The organism is Nocardia sp. NPDC050799, assembly GCF_040654015.1.
In the GTDB taxonomy this organism is placed as follows: Bacteria; Actinomycetota; Actinomycetes; order Mycobacteriales; family Mycobacteriaceae; genus Nocardia.
Map to the genome: position 1 here is coordinate 1 of NZ_JBFAHF010000035.1, position 18,834 is coordinate 18,834.

Here is an 18,834-nt window from a genome sequence, read left to right on the forward strand (position 1 = left end):
CCCGGGCGCCCGGGGTCACCCCGCCCCACCCGGCCCGCCCCCAGGGCCCCGCCCCCCGCGGGCGGCCCGGCCGGGGCCGGGCCGGGCGGATCGATCCGCCGGCCCGGCCCGAGCCGTTATCCGGGGTTCAGCCCGCCCGGAAGCCGGCCAGGGCCGCCTCCAGCGTCGTATGCAGGGCGAAGACCTGGTCCAGAGCCGTCATCTTGAGCTGCCGGCTGGTGGCGGGCCCGTCCGCCACCAGGGCGATCGTGGTCTTGTCACCGGCCCGCTGATGGGCGGCGACCAGCGCGGCCATCCCGGCCGACGCCAGGAAGCTCACGGCGGCCAGGTCGACCACCAGGCCGGCCGGTTCGGCGTCGAGGGCGGCGTCGATCGCGGTCTCCAGGGCCGGAGCCGTGGCGAGATCGACCTCTCCGGTCACCGTGAGCACGGTGACACCGTCGTGGTCGGCGACCGAGGTCGTCATCGTATCCGTGAGCGGGTTCGCGTCTGGAGGAGTGTTGGTCACATCATCACAATCTGCCATGAGTCTCTCGATCTCGCTGCATCGTATCCCCGCCGGACCGATTACCGGTCCCGCGCAGGGCGCTGGCCACCGGGAACGTGATCGCCGGAAGCGTGACCGACATCCGTACCCGGGTTCCGGGTCCCAGGTGGTGATCTATTTCGAGTTCTTCGGTGAGCGCCCGCATCATATCGATGCCGCGACCTCGCGGTCCCGGATCGGCCGGACGCGGACGCCAGGTCCCGGTATCGGTGGTCTCGATGACCACCCGGTCGCCTACGCATTCGGCGGTGAGCACCACCCGTTCGGTGTCACCGCCGCCGTTGCGATAGGCGTGCTCGATACTGTTGCTGCACGCCTCGTTGGTGGCGGCCACCAGATCCGAGGTGAGGTTGTGCGGTACCGCCGCGGACGACAGCCATGCTGTCAGCGTACGACGCAGCATGGCCAGCCGGTCCGGGCGGGCCGGTACATCCAGCCGGAGCCGCGCGGGCGGCTGCCGGTAGACCACCATGGCGATATCGTCGTCGTATCCGCCCTCGGGCCGCAGCGCCGACAACACCGAGTCGGCGACCTGGCGCGGTAACTTCTCGGCGGTGTCGGCCAGGATGGTGGCGATCTTGGTGAAACCCTCGTCGATATCCTCACCGCGGCGTTCCACCAGACCGTCGGTGAACAACACCAGGGTCGACCCGGGCGGCAGCGGTGTGGTGGCCTCCGGGCGGCGCGGGATCTCGAAGGTCGCCAGCGGCACCGACCGGCCGCCCTCCAGCATGCGCCCGGTCTTGTCCACATCGGCCAGGATGGGCGGCATATGGCCGGCGTTGCTGTACCGCACCAGCCCGCGCACCGGATCCAGCACCGCCGCGCAGACCGTGGTGCACAGCGCTCCCGGAATCCGGGCCGCCACCGGGTCGAGTTCGGTGAGCAGCTGGGCCGGCCCGGCGCCGCGCAGCAGCAGCGCGCGGGCGGCGGTACGCAACTGACCCATCACCACGGCCGCGGACAGGCCGCGGCCCACACAGTCGCCGACCACCACGCCGATGGTGCCGTCGGGCAGCGGGACCACGTCGTACCAGTCGCCGCCGATCTCGAGCGGTGGCAGGGCCGGTTCGTAGTGCACCGAGAACCGCGGTGGGAGTTCGATGGGGCCGAGCATGGCGCGCTGCAGGGTCAGCGAGGTCGAACGCGCCTGATCGAAGTTGCGGGCGCGCTGGACGGCCAGGCTGAGATGCCCGATGAGGAGTGAGAACAGCGTCCAGTCGGCGGCGTCGACGACCCGCGGGACGGCGAAGCGCAGCCACAGCGCGGCATCGCTCTTCTCGCCGAGCGGCGCCACGATGCCCTGTGCGCTGCCCGCGCCCTCCGGGACCGCGACGAGTGTGCGGCCGGGGCGCACCCGGGCGCGTTTGAGAATCGCCTCCGTCGCCGGTTCGAGCCGGGAACCGCCCGCGGCGGCCGGGGGATTGCCGGAAATGTAGACCTCCGGCGCGGTCAGCCCGGCCCAGACCGCCACCACCGCGGTCTCCGCGCCGACCGTGCGCCGCAGCTCGTCCAGCCCCACCTCGAGGACCTCGGCGACCGTGGTGGCCGAGGCCAGCGCGGTGGCCAGCCGGTTCGCGGCCTGGTCGCGTGCCTGGGCGTCGTGTTCGGCGGTGACGTCCCGGACGGTGCCGACGAAGATATGCTCCTTGCCGTCGGGTTTGACCAGCGCGCTGGTGCTCACCGCGATCCAGCGGCGGCGGCCGTCCCGATGCTGGATCGGTACCACGAAACGGGACGCCTCGGTACCCAGGTCGGGGTATCGCGGGCCCTCCGGGATCGACCAGGGATGCGGCAGCGGATAGGGCACATCGGCCGCGCCGTAGCCGGTGAGCTCGCCGAACGCCTTGTTCACCTCGATGATGGTGCCGCGGGCGTCGGCGACGAAGAACCCGTCCTGCAGCGATTCGACCAGGGCGGTGCGGAATTCGTCGCGCCCGGCCAGATCGTCGGCCCGGGACCGCTGCTGCTCGTACCGGCGGGTGCCGTCGAGGTAGCCGCGGGTGGCGACATCCAGCGTGATCAGGGTCTGCAGCAGGAATTCGAGCGCGTCCTCGGCGAGGAGATTCTCCACGCGGCCCGCATCGTGCGGCCCGGCCGTCTCGCCGGCCTCGGCCTGCACCTGTTTCGCCACCCGGAAGTGGTGCTCGGTGAGATCGAGCAGGCTGATGCCCTCGACCAGCGCCCGGCGGCCCAGCTCGTGCCCCTCGGCCAGGCCGTCGCCCTCCGGGTCGGCGAGATGGCGGCGCAACGCGTCGGCGTAGGCGTCGAGGAACGCCGCGAGCACAGCGCTCATCGCCGGCCTCGCCGGATCACGACGCTTCCCGCTGGGCGGTTCCATTCGACACGCCCCGCACCCGCGCCGCGAGCACCAGGGCGTCGTCGGTGTCCTTGGCGTGCCGGCTCAGCAGCTCCTGGGCGATATCGGCGGTGGATTTCGCCAGGTCCACACCGTGGCCCGGTTCCGCCTCCACCCCGTCGGTGGACATCAGCAGCAGATCGCCCGGCCGGACCGGAACGGTTTGCGGCTGCAGGACGGACGGCAGCCGGTATCCGACGATCCCCCCGCTCTGTAGCGCGGTGGCGCTGACCTGCGGCCCGGTGGGGCCCGCGGTCAGCACGATCGAATCGATATTCCCGACACCCAGCCACTGCGTTTCCTCCGCGCCGAACAAAGCCAGGGTGACCGCGGCGCCACGAGTATCGGACATGGCTCGATGGCACAGCACCATCAGCAGGTCCAGCGGCTCGGCGCGGTTCTCGGCGAGTACCCGGATCGCGCGGTCCACCGCGGCGGCCGCGGCCGCTCCGTGGCCGAGACCGTCGAGTACCGCGAACAATACGGTGCCGGTACCGGTGTCCAGGACGACACACCGATCCCCGGACACATCCTGTCCAGGGAGGGCTCGGCCGGCCATCGCCCATTCGATCCGGCCGATGTACCCGTCCTCATGCACCGTGGGGTACCCACTTCCACATCTCCACCAATGTGCCTCGGCCGGGCGCGGATTCGATGGCCATACCGTCCATCAGCCGTTTGGCGCCGGGGAGACCGAGCCCCAGGCCCAGGCCGGTCGAATAACCGTCCTCCATGGCCCGGGCGATATCGATGATTCCGGGACCCTGATCCTTGGCCTGGACCACCAGGGCGCGGCGGCCGTCGCGCTCGTCGACCTGCAGCCGGATCTCGCCGCTACCGGCGTAACTGGTGATATTCCGCGCGACCTCCGAGATCGCCGTGGAGATCATGGTCCGGTCGGTGAGCGTGAAGCCGAGTTCCTCGGCCAGCTCACGCCCGGCCTGACGTGCGGTCACGATGTCGTTCGACATCTTCACCGCGATAACCACCTGTTCAGCGGGCACTGTCACGACCATCTCGGTGCTGGCGCCGCGAAGCCTTGTGGTTCAGCCAGGCCAGGCCCTCCTCGAGATCCAGTGCGGTGTGCATGTCCTCGAAGGTGAGGCCGAGTTGCACCATGGCGAACGCGACCTCGGGTTGCAGGCCCACAATGACGGTTTCGGCACCGCGCAGCTGGGTCATATGCGCGATGGTGCGCAGTGATCTGGCCGCGAAGGAATCCATCACATCGATGGCCGTCACGTCGACGATGATGCCCTGCGCGCGGTATTTGCTGACCTGCTTCATCAGGTCGTCCTGCAACCGCTCGGTATCGGCATCGGTCAGCGCCGACTGCACGGACGCGATGAGATAGGTGCCCTGTTTGAGTATCGGTACTGGCATAGTGGTTTCCGGTCAGCGCGAATCGCGTTCGCTGCGCTCGGTCACTCTGGACACTTCGTAGCCCAGTAACCGCTCCGCTTCCTCGATACCGCCCTGCAGATCGCCGACCGCGTTCATCTTCGACAGGTCCAAACCGATGGTGACCAATGTCAGCGCGATCTCCGAGGACAGGCCGGTCATGATGACGCTGGCGCCCATGAGGCCCGACGCGTCGACCGTCTGGACCAGGTGGTTGGCCACCGTGGAGTCGATGTCGGGCACACCGGTGATGTCGATGACCACGACCTTGGCGCGATTGTTGCGGATGGCGCGCAGCAGTTGTTCGGTGAGCTGCCGGGCCCGCTGGCTGTCCAGTACCCCGATTATCGGCAGGATCAGCAGTTGTTCACGCACCTGCAGCACGGGGGTGGACAGCTCGCGGATCGCTTCCTGCTGCTGCCGGATGACGCGCTCGCGCTCCTGCACGAAGGAAACGCCCACCGTGTTGGCGATCCGGTTGGCCGCCGGTTCGTAGGCGTCGAGTACCGCGTTCAGTAATTCGAAATTGGACTGGTACTTCTCGAACAGCGAACGGGCCAGAACGTCGCGCAGGAGTAGCACCATGCCGAGGACCTCGTCGGTCTCCACCCCGCGCGGAATGATGCGCTCGGAGAGATCGCGGGCGTAGGCCTGCAGCGCCTCGACGCTACCGGTCTCCAGCACCTCGACGTAATTGTCGTAGACCGACGTCGCTTCGGAGAAGACCTCTTCGGGCGTCATCGCGGTGAGCAGGCGCGCCTCGGTGATCCGGCGGGCCCACTCCTCACGCAGCGCGGTGCGGTTCTGGCGCAGATGCTCGACGAGCTGCGGAAGCAGATTGTCTACGGGTCCCGCAGCCAATGAGTCCGCCGAAAGGCCCATGGACACCTCGGACATGTAACTTGTGCCCCTTTCGACGGCGGTCGAGTACATCATAGGTTTTCCGGCGGTCGTGCCGATACCGAGCCTAGTCATACCCCCGCGCCCATACTGGCGAAACCTGCCGGTCCGGTTCTACCGCGCCGAGGTGAGCGGCGTCGCGCCGGGGGTGGCGAAACCCTGTTCCAGCGCCGCCAGCGCCCGATCGAGGTACACGGTGAGATCCGCGTCCGCCCGGGCGAGCCACGCGTCGAAGGCCGCCCGGGCGGCGGCCAGTGTGGTGCGGCCGACCGCCATCGGGACGAGTGAATCGGCGGGTTCCCCGAGCCGGCCGGCGGCGAACTCGCCCACCGCCCGCTCCCACGCGTCGTAATGGGTGCCGGCGGTGGCGGCCAGTGCCGGCACGTCGGCGACCAGTTTCATCCGCATGCGCAATTCGGGGATGTCCTCGGCGCGGTACCGGTTGGCGTTCACCACCACCCGCCGGACCGCCGCCATCATGGGTTCGGCGTCGGGCACGGTAGCGAACGCGGCACGGAGCGCGGTGACCTCGTCGTCGAACGAGTACCAGAGCACCTCCGCCTTCCCCGGGAAATAACGGAAGAAGGTGCGGCCGCTGATCCCGGCCGCGGCGGCGATCTGCTCCACGGTGGTCTCGTCGAAGCCCTGCTCACTGAACAACCGCATCGCGATCAGCTCGAGTTCGCGTTTGGTGGTTCCCCGCGGGCGACCGCGGGAGTGCTGTGGTGTCACGCGGTAATACTGCGCTGCTGCCACCGTGTTCAGGGACGGTACCCCTATGTTTTTCGGCCCCGCCTGCGGCGTCGCAGCGCGGGGCCGCGGGTTCTGCCGACTCGTGCGGGTTGCGTCGGCATCCGTTCCCCCGGCCGCGGACCGCGGCGAGCGGGCCGGCCGGGAGAGGTCTCTCACTTCCGGGTGCCCGGTCGGAGTCGTACTCTGCGGGCCACTCCCCAGTGCGGACCTCTTGATTATGTCAGTGACTGACGTTAATCTCGGCCCATGATGGTGTCCGACCTCACATCGCCCGACGTGGACGCGCTGCGCGCGGCCACGCCGGTGCTGGTGGTGCCGGTGGGCGCGACCGAGCAGCACGGGCCACATCTGCCGCTGTCCACCGACACCGATCTCGCCGGCGCACTGTGTGCGGGTGTGGCCGCGCGACGTCCCGATGTGCTCGTCGCCCCCGCGATCGCCTACGGCGCCAGCGGTGAGCACGCCGGATTCCCCGGCACGCTGTCGATCGGGCTGGCGGCCCTGGAACTGCTGATCGTGGAACTGTGCCGCTCGGCGACCGCTACCTTCGAACGGATTGTGCTGGTCAACGGGCACGGCGGCAATATCGAGGCGCTGCGCCGGGCAGTGGACCTGCTACGGCGCGAATCCCGCGATATTCGGCTGTTCTCGCCGCGCCACGACGGCGACGCGCACGCCGGGCGGACCGAAACCTCGCTGCAGCTGGCACTCGACCCGGACCGCGTGCGCGCCGACCGCGCCGAACCCGGTGATACCCGGCCGCTCGCCGAAATCCTGCCGCGGCTGCGGGCCGGTGGGGTCGCGGCAGTGAGCGCCAACGGTGTGCTCGGTGATCCCACCGGTGCCACCGCGGCCGAGGGCGCCCGGCTGCTCGACCTGCTCATCTCCCAGTTGTACGACCAGATCCGGCAGTGGTGGCCGGAACCAGTGGAAAGGATCCGACCATGAATCCGTGGTTCGAAACGGTCGCCGAGGCGCATCGGCGGGCGAAGAAGCGGTTGCCGAAATCGGTGTACGGCGCGTTGGTGGCCGGTTCGGAACGTGGGCTGACCATCGACGACAACCAGGCCGCCTTCGGTGAACTCGGGTTCGCCCCGCATGTCGCCGGACCTATCGGCGACCGCGACCAGTCCACCACCGTACTGGGGCAGCGGATCTCCATGCCGGTGATCATCTCGCCCACCGGCGTCCAGGCCGTACATCCCGACGGTGAGGTCGCGGTGGCCCGTGCTGCGGCGGCCCGCGGCACGGCCATGGGGCTTTCCTCGTTCGCCAGCAAATCGGTCGAGGAGGTCGTCGCCGCCAATCCGGTCACCTTCTTCCAGCTCTACTGGTGCGGCAGCAAGGACGATATCGCCGGGCGGATGGCGCGCGCGAAGGCCGCGGGCGCGGTGGGCCTGATCCTCACCCTCGACTGGTCGTTCTCGCACGGCCGCGACTGGGGCAGCCCGGTGATCCCGGAGAAACTGGACCTGAAGACGATGGCGAGTTTCGCGCCGCAGGTGATGGCCAAACCGCGCTGGCTGACCCGCTACCTGAAGTCGGGTTCGCTGCCCGACCTCACCGCGCCCAATATGGCGCTGGGCGAGGCGCCCGCGCCCGGCTTCTTCGGCGCCTACGGGGAGTGGATGGGTACGCCGCCGCCGGACTGGGCCGATGTCGCCTGGGTCTGCGAGCAGTGGGACGGACCGGTCATGCTCAAGGGTGTGATGCGGGTGGACGACGCGCGGCGGGCGGTCGACGCCGGTGTGGCCGCCATCTCGGTGTCCAATCACGGTGGTAACAACCTCGACGGCACCCCGGCCTCCATCCGCGCCCTCCCGGTGGTCGCCGACGCGGTGGGACACGAGATCGAGATCCTGCTCGACGGCGGTATCCGCCGCGGCAGCGATGTGGTCAAGGCCGTGGCGCTCGGCGCGCGGGCGGTCATGATCGGCCGCGCGTACCTGTGGGGTCTGGCCGCAAACGGGCAGGCCGGTGTGGAGAACGTGCTGGACATCATGCGCGGCGGTATCGATTCCGCGCTGCTCGGGCTGCGCAAGACCGGTGTCACCGAGCTGGACCGGTCCGACATCGTCATCCCCGAGGGGTTCGAGCGGCGACTGGGCGTCGACGCGTCGACGCGGTTGCGGGTCCCGGAATCGACTGCCGAAGTGGTATGACGCGGTCGGCGTAGCTGTCCGGTCCGCGCCGTGATCACCACGTGGTCGGCCGTCCGCCTCGGGGAGAGCCGGCCCGCCACCGCGGTGACCACCGGCCGGTAACGCCGTTGTCCGCCACGCCGTGACGCCGCTGTACGGATCGGTCCGGCGCGGGACGCCCTGTGATATAGGTCATCCCTACCCGGAGGGCTTCGCGAGCAGCTCGCTTACTCGCAGGTGCGGTATCACACCGGAAAGTGCGTACTTGTCGGTCCCACCGGCCCCGCCGACACTCGATCCTCGTGAACGAGACCGCAGAATCGCCTCGAACAGCCCGTACCGGAGGAACACCGGCCGACCGGCCGATTCCGGTGACCGTTATCGGTCTCGGTCCGATGGGACGGGCGATGGTCGAGACGTTGCGCGCTTCGGGCACCGTGGTCACCGTGTGGAACCGCAGCCCGGAGAAAGCGCACGCCATGAAGGAATTCGGCGCTGCCCGCGCGGATACCGTCGCACCGGCCCTCGACGCCGGGGAAGTGATCCTGGTCAGCCTGACCGACTACGCCGCAATGTATGACGTCCTCGGGACCGCCGTCGATCATCTGCCGGGCAAGACAATAGTCAACCTCTCGTCGGATTCGCCGGAGGTGACGCGTACTGCTGCGCGATGGGTCCGTGCACGAGGGGGCCGGTTCCTCGCCGGTGGAGTGATGGCCGATGGCGCGGGGGTCGGAGGTGCGGACTCCTTCATCTTCTACAGCGGCGAACGCGAGGTTTTCGACGCCTGTACCGAGGTGCTCCGCCCCCTCGGCAGGCCCGAATACCTGGGTGCGGATGTCGGGCTCGCACAACTGTATTACCAGGCAGTCCTCGCTATGTTCCTGTCCGGACTGCTCGCGTTCGAACAAGCGCTGGCCATGATCGAGCGTTCGGGTGAACCGATCGAGCGGTTCCTGCCCTACGCGCAACGGTCGATGGGCGATATGACGGGGTTGTACGCCGGTGTCGCCGCCCTGGCCGCCGACACCGGCGGGTGGCGTGATCTCGCTCATCTGCGAATGATGGCGGCCGGCGCCGGGCATGTGGTCGAGACCGCGGCTGCCGTTGGAGTGGGCACAGACCTGGCGCGCGCGGTTCAGGATCTCTGGCTCCACGCCTTGTCCGAGAGCGAGCGGACAGGTGAGCCGGTATCGACTTTCCAGCTGCTTCGCGGTGGTACGGCCTGAAATGAATCCGCCGGTTATGGTGGCCGGATACGGATTCGGCGCTGGTTCGTGTGGTGCCGGGGCCGGTAAGCCGCCGATCAGCGGGCCTGGCGAGTTACGATTTAGGTTTGCCTAACTCCAGGTGGTGCGGGGGTCGGCCGCTAGGCTCGCTGTGCTCGACCCCGGCGCAGTGGCCGCTCTCCGCGGCTGCGCCCTGTTAGATCAGCAGCCCACTTCCAAAGGAGTGCGATCGGTGACCGCGCCCGAGTTCCGCTATTCAGACCTGCTCCCGATCGGCGCCGACGACACCCCGTACCGGCTGCTCACCACCGAGGGCATCAGCACCTTCGAATCCGGCGGCCGGACCTTCCTCCAGGTCGACCCCGAGGTGCTGCGACTGCTGACCGCCGAGGCGATGCACGACATCAGCCATTACCTGCGGCCCGCGCATCTGGCCCAGCTGCGCCGGATCATCGACGATCCGGAGGCCAGCGGTAACGACCGTTTCGTCGCGCTGGACCTGCTGAAGAACGTGAACATTTCGGCCGGCGGCATCCTGCCCATGTGCCAGGACACCGGCACCGCCATCGTGATGGGTAAGAAATCCGAGGGCGTGCTCACCGGTGCCGACGATGCCGAATGGATCAGCCGCGGCGTGTTCGACGCCTACACGAAGCTGAACCTGCGGTACTCCCAGCTCGCGCCCCTCACCATGTGGGACGAGAAGAACACCGGCTCCAACCTGCCCGCGCAGGTCGAGCTGTACTCCACGCCCGGCGATCCCGCGCAGCCGTCCTACAAGTTCCTCTACATGGCCAAGGGTGGTGGTTCGGCCAACAAGTCTTTCCTGTACCAGGAGACCAAGGCCATCCTGAACCCCACCCGGATGCTGGAATTCCTCGACGAGAAGATCCGCTCGCTGGGCACCGCGGCCTGCCCGCCCTACCACCTCGCCGTGGTGATCGGCGGTACCAGCGCCGAATTCGCGCTCAAAACAGCCAAGTACGCCTCCGCGCACTACCTGGACAACCTGCCCACCGAGGGGTCGATGACCGGGCATGCCTTCCGCGATCTCGAACTCGAGCAGGAAGTCTTCACGCTGACCCAGTCCTTCGGGATCGGCGCCCAGTTCGGCGGCAAGTACTTCTGCCACGACGTCCGCGTGGTGCGGCTGCCCCGGCACGGCGCGAGTTGCCCGGTGGCGCTCGCGGTGTCGTGCTCCGCGGACCGGCAGGCGCTGGCCAAGATCACCCCCGAGGGCGTGTTCCTGGAGCAGCTCGAACGCGAGCCCGCGCAGTATCTGCCCGAGCAGACCGACGAGATCCTCGGCGGCGATGTGGTGCAGGTCGATCTGAACCGGCCGATGGACGAGATCCGCGCGGAACTGTCGAAATACCCGGTGAAGACCCGGCTCTCGCTGTCGGGTCCGCTGGTGGTGGCCCGCGACATCGCGCACGCCAAGATCAAGGAGCGGCTGGACGCGGGCGAGGAGATGCCGCAGTACCTGCGCGATATGGCCGTGTACTACGCGGGGCCGGCCAAAACTCCCGACGGCTACGCCTCGGGTTCCTTCGGCCCGACCACCGCGGGCCGGATGGACTCCTACGTCGACCAGTTCCAGGCGGCCGGTGGGTCGTTCGTGATGCTGGCCAAGGGCAACCGGTCGGCTCAGGTCACCAAGGCGTGTAAGGAACACGGCGGCTTCTACCTCGGCTCCATCGGTGGCCCCGCCGCCCGGCTCGCCCTGGACTGCATCAAATCGGTAGAGGTCCTGGAATACCCCGAGCTGGGTATGGAAGCGGTCTGGAAGATCGAGGTGGAGGATTTCCCGGCGTTCATCGTGGTGGACGACAAGGGCAACGATTTCTTCGCCGAAACCCAGAAGCCGATCGCGCTGCGGGTGCGGACCAGGTCCAAAGAGCGCGTCTGAGCCCGCGGGTACCGAGCTCGCGGCACGGGGCCGGGCTGCGGCGCGCCGCCACGGAAATCGATCGACAGCCCGGAGACCCGCTCTTACGCCCCGAAATATCCCGCCTCCTGAACGTCGGCGGTCCCGGAGCTGCGGTGAGCACGCCCGGTGACCCGGACCCCGTCGTCTCCGCGGCCCCGGTCGTCGCGAGCCCTCCTGTCGGCAAGGTCGCGACGACCGAGCAATTCATCTCCATGAGCGGCTTCGATGTGTGCGGGCTACCGCGTATCGAGTTCGAAGGCCCGGAGCGCCCAGGGTCTCACTCGTCCGGCCGGGGCAGGATCTCGATGTACCCGTCCGTCCCGTTCACCCGGATCCGCTGCCCGTCCCGGATCAGCCGGGTGGCATGCTCCACACCCACCACGGCGGGCAGGCCGTATTCGCGGGCGATCACCGCGCCGTGGGTCATCAGCCCGCCCACCTCCGTCACCAGGCCCGTGATCGCGACGAACAGGGGAGTCCAGCTCGGATCGGTATAGGCGGTGACCAGGATATCGCCCGGTTGGAGATCGGCCTGCGCCATATCCGGGACGACCCGGGCACGCCCTTCGACGGTCCCGGCGGATACCGGCATTCCGGGTAGCGCACCGTCCGGTACATCCGCGCGCCGATACGCGCCGGTGACGGCCTCGCCGTCCGAGGTGAGCACGCGGGGCGGCGTGAGCGCCCCGTACGATCGGAACGCGTCCCTTCGTTCGCGGATGAGTTCCGCACTCGCCCGGTGCGTGCGCACGACCTCGTGGAGTTCCTCGAACGTCAGGAAGAAGATATCGTCGGGCTCGCGCAGCACCCGGGCCCGCACGAGACGCTCGGCCTCCCGCGACAGAGCTTGTTTATAGACCCAGTAGCGGCTGACCATGCCGTATTTCGGATACTCCCGGTATCCGGAGAAGGTGCGGACCCGGTCGATCATCCGCGTGGCCTCCTCGGCCTTGCGATCCCCGTCCGGTAGCGCGCGCAGCCGCTCCAGCAGTTCATCTGCTTTCCGCTCGGCCTGGAGCCGGCCGTCCTCGAAACGCCGGGCGCCGGCGCCCGGCTCGAAACTCCTGATGTTGTTGACGATCGTCGGCACGAGCGCGGCGGGGTGTTCGCTCCAGCGCGGCCGCGTGATGTCGATTTCGCCGGCACAGCGCATTCCGTACCGGTCGAGATAGGCGTCGATGGCCGCGCGTGCCGCACGACCGCCCGGCAGCTGTGCCAGTTCGTCCAGGAAACCGGTCCCGTCGGCACCCGCGTCCTCGATGTGCCGCAGGAAGGCCACCACCTCCGGGTGCGGCCGGATCACATCGGCGACATCGAGCAGCGCCAGACCCATCTCCGCGGTGACGTTGTGGGGAACCGATTGCGCGAGAGTATCGGCCGCGTTCTTCTCGCCCAGCCACTCCTGCAGTTGATCGTTGAGCCACCAGGTGGCCTCCATTCCCGCCTTGATGACCTGCTGGCTGCGCGGGTGGAACAGCACCCGGCGCAGCTCTCGGAAATCGGCCAGGACGAAGTCGACCAGCTCCGGCCCGGATTTGGTTCCGATATCACGTTTCAGGGCCTCCAGGGACGCCTCGCTGTCCGCGATCAGCTCGGCGACCACGGCCGGATCGGCCTCGATCAGGGTGGGGCCCGCATCGGCCAGCGGACCGCCGGGCCCTTCGTCCGGGTCCGGCGGGAGGAAGTCGTCACGCTCGAGGACGGTCCGCAGCGCGTCCCCGGTCAGCGGATCGGATTTGCCGAAACCCTCGACCATGGCCGCGCGAGTCGCGGGAGTCGCCAGGCCCCGGGTGGCATCGACGAACAACCGGCCGCCCGCGTGCCGCATGGGCGCCGGGCTGGTCAGCTGCCATACGGAGATCCCCAGTGGCTTCATGGGGTCGGTCATCATCTGCTGATGGCCGACGGAGATGTATATGTGGTTTTCGTCGTCGTCGGCCTCCGGAATCGGGAACAGTGTGGTGATCGGCCGGCTCTGCACGATGCGAAATTCATCGTCCACCAGGCACCATTCGATATCCTGCGGGCTGCCGAAGTGTGCCTCGATGCGGCGGCCCAGCTGCGCAAGGCGCACGATCTGCGCCTGGATGAGCACCGGCCGGTTCTGCCGTTCGGGCTCGATCTCCACTACGCGTGTGCCGCCCTCCGGTGCGGCCTCGACAGCGACCCGTTTCGTGGCCACCGTTTCGGAAACGACTTCGCCGTCACGCACCGTGTAGACATCCGGGTTCACCAGACCGGAAACCAGGGCTTCGCCGAGGCCGAACCCGGCGTCCACGGAAACGACCTTCCGGTTGGACGTGAGGGGGTCCGCGGTGACCAGGATGCCGGCCGCCCGCGGAAACACCATCCGCTGCACGACCACCCCCATCCGCACCTTCCGCTGATCGAAGCCATTGCGCAGGCGGTAGGTGACGGCTCGCTCGGTGAACAGCGACCCCCAGCACCGGCCGACGTGCCGCAGCACCGCCTCCGGTCCCACGACGTTCAGGAAGGTGTCCTGCTGACCGGCGAACGACGCGGTCGGTAAATCCTCGGCCGTCGCGCTGGATCGGACGGCACAGGCGTCCCGCGCCCCGAGCCGGGCGAGTGCGCCGGTGATCGCCGCCGCCACATCGCCGGGAACAGCGCATTCTTCGATCGCTGCGCGGATCTCCGCGCTCAGTACCCGGATCGACTCCCGGTCATCCGGTTCGAGCTGCGACAACCGATCGATCCTGTCGTCGATCGCCGGCACTTCGGCAACGACCCGCTGGAAGGCGGCCGTCGTCACGCAGAAACCCTCCGGTACCGCGATACCGTCGATCCGCGACAGCTCGCCGAGGTTCGCGCCCTTGCCGCCGACGGTCGTGACGTGCGTCCGGTCGATCTCCTCGAAGCCCAGCACATAGCTCATCCGCCACTCCTCACCTGGTGGTTTCCGCATCAGTGGGCGATTATGGACCACAAATCGGCGTCTCATGAGGGCCGCGAATCGTGTATAACGTAGAAGGGGGATGGGGAAAGCGGCACGACAAGCCGGACAGGTCTGCGCCCATCGGCCGGGGCCGACCGACCTTCTCGCGCAGCTGTCGCGGTCAGCGACCCGTCAACTCTTCCGCCACCTGACCGATGCCCGCGCCGATTGGCGCCACAGCCCCGGCACCATGGAGCGCCTGTACGAGCAGGTAATGATCGACCGGGTTCCGCGGTCACGGCGCCCCCTCGAGGCACTCGACGCTGGGTATCGCCCGTCCGGGCTGGACTCCGGCGAAACCGGACGAGGACCCGGCCATCTTCGGAGCACCCCCGCTGGGCGTGCGCTGCCTCACCCTCCGGGGCACTTGCGGCCGATCTGTGGCATGCTTGAGGTGAGTACGGGTTGTTGAAGTGATCGCTCGGCTCGCAACAGGAAGTAAAGAAACAGTATGTCGCAAGGCAGTGTGAAGTGGTTCAACGGCGAAAAGGGCTTCGGGTTCATCGCGCAAGACGGTGGCGGCCCTGACGTTTTTGTCCACTACTCCGCAATTTCCGGCTCCGGCTTCAAGTCCCTCGAAGAGGGACAGCGTGTCGAGTTCGATATCGAGCAGGGCCAGAAGGGTCCGCAGGCTCAGAGCGTCCGCGCCATCTAGGCGCTGACCAACACAGAAACCCGCGCCATGGCGCGGGTTTCTTGCTTTCCGGGCGCGTGGCCGGGGCCGCGGCTCGGCCGGGCACCGGGCATGATCGACCGATGAGCAGGTCCGGCCAGGCCGGCTCCGTGCACATCCGACGAGTCGGTGTCGCCGGTGGCGGGTTACTGAATTCTCGTGCTCTGAGAGTCGCCCGTCAGTGGCCGACCGCGACGAACCGAGCCCACAGGTGCGGCCGTGTGGTTTCTGTCGGTTGATGGCGGGTAAGCCGGGCCCAGCGGGAGCGGCCTTGGGTAGGGGCTCGCTGGAGCGGAGGAGGAGCCGCAGTGGGTGTGGTGACACTGGATCCGGTGCGACGCAGTGGTATGCCGGATGGTCTTGTTGTCGAGATGGATCTCCAGACGGCGCCGGCGGCGCGGGTGCGGGCCGAGGTGCGCCACCTGGTAGGTCGTTGCCCCGGGATCGAGGTTTGCGACGCGGTGCAGGTGAGCGATGAGTTGGTGAGCAACGCCTGCTGCCACGCCCGCTCGCCGCGCGCTTGCCGGCTGATGGTCGACGGCCGCGGTGGGTTCCGTATCGAGGTGGACGACGCCTCGCCCGTGCCGGTGCGGGCCCGGCAGCCCGACCACACGGGCGGGCGGGGGCTGCTGCTGGTCGCGCAGCTCGCGACCCGGTGGGGGACCGACTACCGCGACGGCGGGAAAACCGTGTGGGCCGAACTCGACCGGTACGCCGGTATCTGATCCAGCGTGACCGGCCGCCGAGTTCGGCCACGAACCGTCGTGATGATGTGGGCCGCCGACCTCGCCGAGGCGCTGCGGCAGCTGCTGCTCGGTCGACACCATGTTCCGCGGCCGGATGGTCGAGTCACGATTCGGGCCGGGGCGTGCAGACTCCGGCGTCGGGATAACAGCACGCTCACAGGCGTTGAAATCGGCGGTCGAACCCTTCCGGAACCGGACCGGCCGGTCTAACCTTCAACGTCATGACCGCCTTCACCGGAAAGGTCGTACTCATCACCGGCGGCGCCCGCGGTATCGGTGCGGAGCTCGCCCGGCGGCTGCGGGCGCGCGGCGCGCGGTTGGTGCTCACCGATATCGATCCGCCCCCGCTGCGGGAGCTCGCCGTGGAACTGGGCGGCGACGAGTACGTCGTGGCGGTCACCGCCGATGTGTGCGATCTCGCCGCGATGGAGGCCGCGGTCGCGCGGGGAATCGAAAGGTTCGGCGGAATCGATGTCGTCGTGGCCAACGCCGGTATCGGCAGCTACGGATCGATCCTGGCGGTGGACCCCGCTGCCTTCCGGCGGGTGATCGACGTGAACCTCGTCGGGTGTTTCCATACCGTGCGCGCCGCGCTGCCCGCGGTCATTGAACGTCGTGGCTACGTGCTGTTCGTATCGTCCGTCGCCGCCTACGTAGCGATGCCCGGGCTGGCGGGTTACGCCGCGACGAAAGCCGGAGTGGAGCAATTCGCCAACGCTGTGCGAGCGGAGGTCGGCTACCGTGGCGTCGCGGTCGGGTCGGCGCATATGTTGTGGATCGACACCGCGCTGGTGCGGGAAACGTTCACCGATCTGCCGGCGGCCGCGCGGGCGCTCGCCTCGTTGCCGGGCCTGTTCCAGAAAACCGTCACGGTGCGGGAATGCGCTGCCGCCTTCGAACGGGGCATCGAGCGGCGTGCCGAGCGGATCAATGTGCCCGGGTGGGCGGGCGCGCTGCGCTGGCTGAAACCGGTGCTGCAGACCCCACTGGTCGAGCGATTCGTCGGCACGGCCACCCGGACCTGGCTGCCCGAGATGGACGCGGAGGTGAGCGAACTCGGCCGTTCGCTGAGCGCCCGCACCCAAGCGCTCAGCGTCGACAAATAGGGCAGACGCCGAGGGTCCGTGTGTCGCGCGAACGACCCTCGATTCGACGGGCCCAGCCGACGCACGAACGGTCGGGCGGCCGGCGAAGCCGGACTCTGTGTGGGTCGTCAGGCGAAAACCTGGTCGAGGGTGGTGGCGATGATCAGGCGATGAAGCCAGGTGTCGGCGCTGTCCGGGCCGGCAGCGCGGATCGTGCGGATCGTGGTCTCGGGTACCGATCCGAACTTGACGGTCAGCAGGTCGATCAAGGTTGCCGCGCGACCTTCGGCGCGACCCTTGGCGAGGCCTTCGGCGCGGCCTTCGGCGCGGAGCCGTTCGGCTGTGGTCACTATTGCCTCCTTGGCTCGGGGACCGAGTTGCGGGCCAGGACGTACCGGAAGTACGCGTCGTGCGGGTTCGACGGTTGGGCGGGCATGGCTGCGAAACTACTCGCAGTCTCTGACTTATCTACTGGCTCAGTGCGATCCGCGTATTCAGGACGCGGTCCCGTCGGCATCAGCTGAACGAGAAAGCCGAGGTGCATGGGTGGGTCGGCCGGAAGCGGAAACGAGTCGGTCGCCGTCACGACCCCGTCTCGAGGCCAGTTGCGGCAACCGAGCGACCAGCCCCGGGACGGTGTTTCGTTGGTCGAGGGCTACGGCCGGTCGAATTCTCCGGACTTCGCGCCCGCCAGGAAGGCGTCCCACTCACCAGGGGTGAAGACCAGAGCGGGGCCGGTCGGATCCTTCGAGTCGCGCACGCCGACGAAACCTTCGCTCAAATGCGCTGCTTCAACGCACTCCTTGGTGCCGGAACTTCGGCTGCTCTTGAACCACTGGGCCTCGGGTAGGTCAGCGCTGTTCATGGTGCTCCTTCGCTATCTTGTGCACCAGGTCTCGGGTTCGGCCTTCATCGAGCGCGACGCGCCTGATGTCGGCGGCAGCCATCTGATATCGGTCGATTTCCTCCGGCCGCTCGAGATATTGGTCGCTGGTGTAGCCCTGAACGTACACAACCGGCGGCTCTGAGAGCCACGGTGTTCGATGCGGTGGGAACTCCAGCAGGACGAACAATCCTGCGTCGAGGCCGACGTGGGTAGCAGTGAATGGGATGGCCTTGACCGACACATTGGGAAGCTCGCTCAACTCGGCGAGATACTCCAGTTGCTCGGCCATCACCGCGGGCCCCCCGATCCGGTGCCGTAAGGCAGCCTCGCTCACCAGGACCTCTACTACCAGGCTGGGATCATCGTGCACCCGTGACTGGCGGCGGGTTGCGATCTCGATATGTTGTTCTACCTCTACGGTGCGCATCCCCGGATTCGATACCCAGATCATTGCCCGCCGGTATGGCTGGGTCTGGACCAGCCCTGGAAGCAGGATCGGGGCGTAGGTCAGGAATCGACTGGCCGCAACCTCCAGACCTAGGTAGAGGTCGAAATCTTTTGGTACCGCCTCGCGATAGGCATGCCACCACGACTTGTACGACAGTCCGCCCAGTAGTTCGAGTAGTACGTCCGTAACCTCATCGGGCGCCTTGTAGATTCGGCACAGCTCCCGCACCTGCAACGCCGAGATCCGCGTGGACTGCCCGGTCTCCAAGCGCCACAGAGTCTGATGACCCACCCCGATGGCCTGCCTGGCCGTTTGGACGCTGACTCCCGAAGTCTCGCGCAGGTGTCGTAGCTGCCGTCCCAGCATCCGTCGCGCGAAAGTGCTGTCGGTCTCCCTGTCTGCCATCCCACTCCCCATTACGCGGGCCTCCACATCCCGCACTGGAAGGCAGTGTGCCTCGAACTGGAATGCGCGGAGGGCGAAAACTGGAATATTGCAGAATTTCTCAGTAATTGAGATGCCGGAAGCTTCCAAACCCGCTGGGGCTTTTGTCTACTGAGAATGCACCCGGCGCAGGCCACCCCTCGTAATCACTGGGGGACACCAGATCAACGCCAGGAGCGCCGCGAACTGGTGGTCCAACGTTCACAGTTTGGTCGCTGATGTCCTGTTGGACCCTGCGCCGGGTGCTCGCCAAGACTAGCCAGGAGCGGTGGATAACCCATGTATGTCACAGGATTACGGTGCGGTCGGCCGAGCGAAGCGCGTTCGGGACGGCTA

18 protein-coding genes are annotated in these 18,834 nt (G+C 68.0%); 7 read left to right on the plus strand and 11 right to left on the minus strand.

Going from position 1 to position 18,834, the window contains the following annotated elements; all coding sequences use genetic code 11:
• Nucleotides 1–127: 127 nt before the first annotated feature.
• The 7 genes from AB0H42_RS28385 to mftR all read right to left on the minus strand — a co-directional run bounded on the left by AB0H42_RS28385 (nt 128) and on the right by mftR (nt 5,939).
• The gene (locus tag AB0H42_RS28385; protein ID WP_357061508.1) at nt 128–466 is read right to left on the minus strand and encodes an STAS domain-containing protein; all 339 of its coding nucleotides are present in this window, start codon (nt 464–466) and stop codon (nt 128–130) included.
• Between the two features lie 46 nt (nt 467–512).
• The gene (locus tag AB0H42_RS28390; RefSeq protein WP_357061510.1) at nt 513–2,843 is read right to left on the minus strand and encodes a SpoIIE family protein phosphatase; all 2,331 of its coding nucleotides are present in this window, start codon (nt 2,841–2,843) and stop codon (nt 513–515) included.
• A gap of 16 nt (nt 2,844–2,859) precedes the next feature.
• The gene (locus tag AB0H42_RS28395) at nt 2,860–3,504 is read right to left on the minus strand and encodes a SpoIIE family protein phosphatase (protein WP_357061512.1); all 645 of its coding nucleotides are present in this window, start codon (nt 3,502–3,504) and stop codon (nt 2,860–2,862) included.
• Nucleotides 3,497–3,922, minus strand: coding sequence for an anti-sigma regulatory factor (locus AB0H42_RS28400; protein WP_036513668.1), 426 nt, complete (start codon nt 3,920–3,922; stop codon nt 3,497–3,499). Before AB0H42_RS28400 ends, AB0H42_RS28395 begins: the two co-directional genes overlap by 8 nt.
• Nucleotides 3,900–4,289, minus strand: coding sequence for an STAS domain-containing protein (locus AB0H42_RS28405; protein WP_030521383.1), 390 nt, complete (start codon nt 4,287–4,289; stop codon nt 3,900–3,902). Before AB0H42_RS28405 ends, AB0H42_RS28400 begins: the two co-directional genes overlap by 23 nt.
• A gap of 12 nt (nt 4,290–4,301) precedes the next feature.
• Nucleotides 4,302–5,204 carry an STAS domain-containing protein gene (locus AB0H42_RS28410; protein WP_030521382.1) on the minus strand — a complete coding sequence of 301 codons (903 nt, stop codon included), beginning with the start codon at nt 5,202–5,204 and terminating at the stop codon, nt 4,302–4,304.
• Nucleotides 5,205–5,321: 117 nt separating this feature from the next.
• Nucleotides 5,322–5,939, minus strand: coding sequence for a mycofactocin system transcriptional regulator (gene mftR / locus AB0H42_RS28415; RefSeq protein ID WP_357061515.1), 618 nt, complete (start codon nt 5,937–5,939; stop codon nt 5,322–5,324).
• A gap of 270 nt (nt 5,940–6,209) precedes the next feature.
• Between mftR and mftE the strand changes: the two genes are divergently transcribed.
• The 4 genes from mftE (at nt 6,210) to AB0H42_RS28435 (ending at nt 11,239) form a co-directional block, all read left to right on the plus strand.
• Nucleotides 6,210–6,908, plus strand: a complete 699-nt coding sequence (mftE, locus tag AB0H42_RS28420; RefSeq protein ID WP_357061649.1) for a mycofactocin biosynthesis peptidyl-dipeptidase MftE — start codon at nt 6,210–6,212, stop codon at nt 6,906–6,908.
• The gene (gene mftD, locus AB0H42_RS28425) at nt 6,905–8,122 is read left to right on the plus strand and encodes a pre-mycofactocin synthase MftD (RefSeq protein ID WP_357061517.1); all 1,218 of its coding nucleotides are present in this window, start codon (nt 6,905–6,907) and stop codon (nt 8,120–8,122) included. The genes mftE and mftD overlap by 4 nt, the downstream gene beginning before the upstream one ends.
• Nucleotides 8,123–8,403: 281 nt before the next feature.
• Complete coding sequence (locus AB0H42_RS28430; RefSeq protein ID WP_357061519.1) at nt 8,404–9,330, plus strand: NAD(P)-binding domain-containing protein; 927 nt, start codon at nt 8,404–8,406, stop codon at nt 9,328–9,330.
• 232 nt (nt 9,331–9,562) lie between these two features.
• Nucleotides 9,563–11,239: a fumarate hydratase gene (locus AB0H42_RS28435; RefSeq protein WP_357061521.1), complete on the plus strand. Its 1,677-nt coding sequence runs from the start codon at nt 9,563–9,565 to the stop codon at nt 11,237–11,239.
• A gap of 298 nt (nt 11,240–11,537) precedes the next feature.
• On the opposite strand, the gene rph is transcribed toward AB0H42_RS28435, so the two are convergent.
• Complete coding sequence (gene rph, locus AB0H42_RS28440; RefSeq protein WP_357061523.1) at nt 11,538–14,156, minus strand: rifamycin-inactivating phosphotransferase; 2,619 nt, start codon at nt 14,154–14,156, stop codon at nt 11,538–11,540.
• Between the two features lie 511 nt (nt 14,157–14,667).
• Between rph and AB0H42_RS28445 the strand changes: the two genes are divergently transcribed.
• The 3 genes from AB0H42_RS28445 to AB0H42_RS28455 all read left to right on the plus strand — a co-directional run bounded on the left by AB0H42_RS28445 (nt 14,668) and on the right by AB0H42_RS28455 (nt 16,741).
• Nucleotides 14,668–14,871 (plus strand): cold-shock protein, encoded by a 204-nt coding sequence (locus AB0H42_RS28445; RefSeq protein WP_030521376.1) that lies wholly within the window; start codon nt 14,668–14,670, stop codon nt 14,869–14,871.
• A gap of 326 nt (nt 14,872–15,197) precedes the next feature.
• Nucleotides 15,198–15,614, plus strand: a complete 417-nt coding sequence (locus AB0H42_RS28450; RefSeq protein WP_357061526.1) for an ATP-binding protein — start codon at nt 15,198–15,200, stop codon at nt 15,612–15,614.
• 242 nt (nt 15,615–15,856) lie between these two features.
• Complete coding sequence (locus tag AB0H42_RS28455; protein ID WP_357061529.1) at nt 15,857–16,741, plus strand: SDR family oxidoreductase; 885 nt, start codon at nt 15,857–15,859, stop codon at nt 16,739–16,741.
• A 107-nt stretch (nt 16,742–16,848) separates the two neighbouring features.
• Here AB0H42_RS28455 and AB0H42_RS28460 read toward each other — a convergent pair whose 3' ends face one another.
• From AB0H42_RS28460 to AB0H42_RS28470, 3 genes are all read right to left on the minus strand, one after another.
• A complete protein-coding gene (locus AB0H42_RS28460; protein WP_357061532.1) occupies nt 16,849–17,070 on the minus strand; it encodes a hypothetical protein in 222 nt (73 codons plus the stop codon).
• Between the two features lie 305 nt (nt 17,071–17,375).
• Complete coding sequence (locus AB0H42_RS28465) at nt 17,376–17,585, minus strand: DUF397 domain-containing protein (RefSeq protein ID WP_357061535.1); 210 nt, start codon at nt 17,583–17,585, stop codon at nt 17,376–17,378.
• The gene (locus AB0H42_RS28470; RefSeq protein WP_357061537.1) at nt 17,572–18,459 is read right to left on the minus strand and encodes a helix-turn-helix transcriptional regulator; all 888 of its coding nucleotides are present in this window, start codon (nt 18,457–18,459) and stop codon (nt 17,572–17,574) included. Before AB0H42_RS28470 ends, AB0H42_RS28465 begins: the two co-directional genes overlap by 14 nt.
• Between the last annotated feature and the right edge of the window lie 375 nt (nt 18,460–18,834).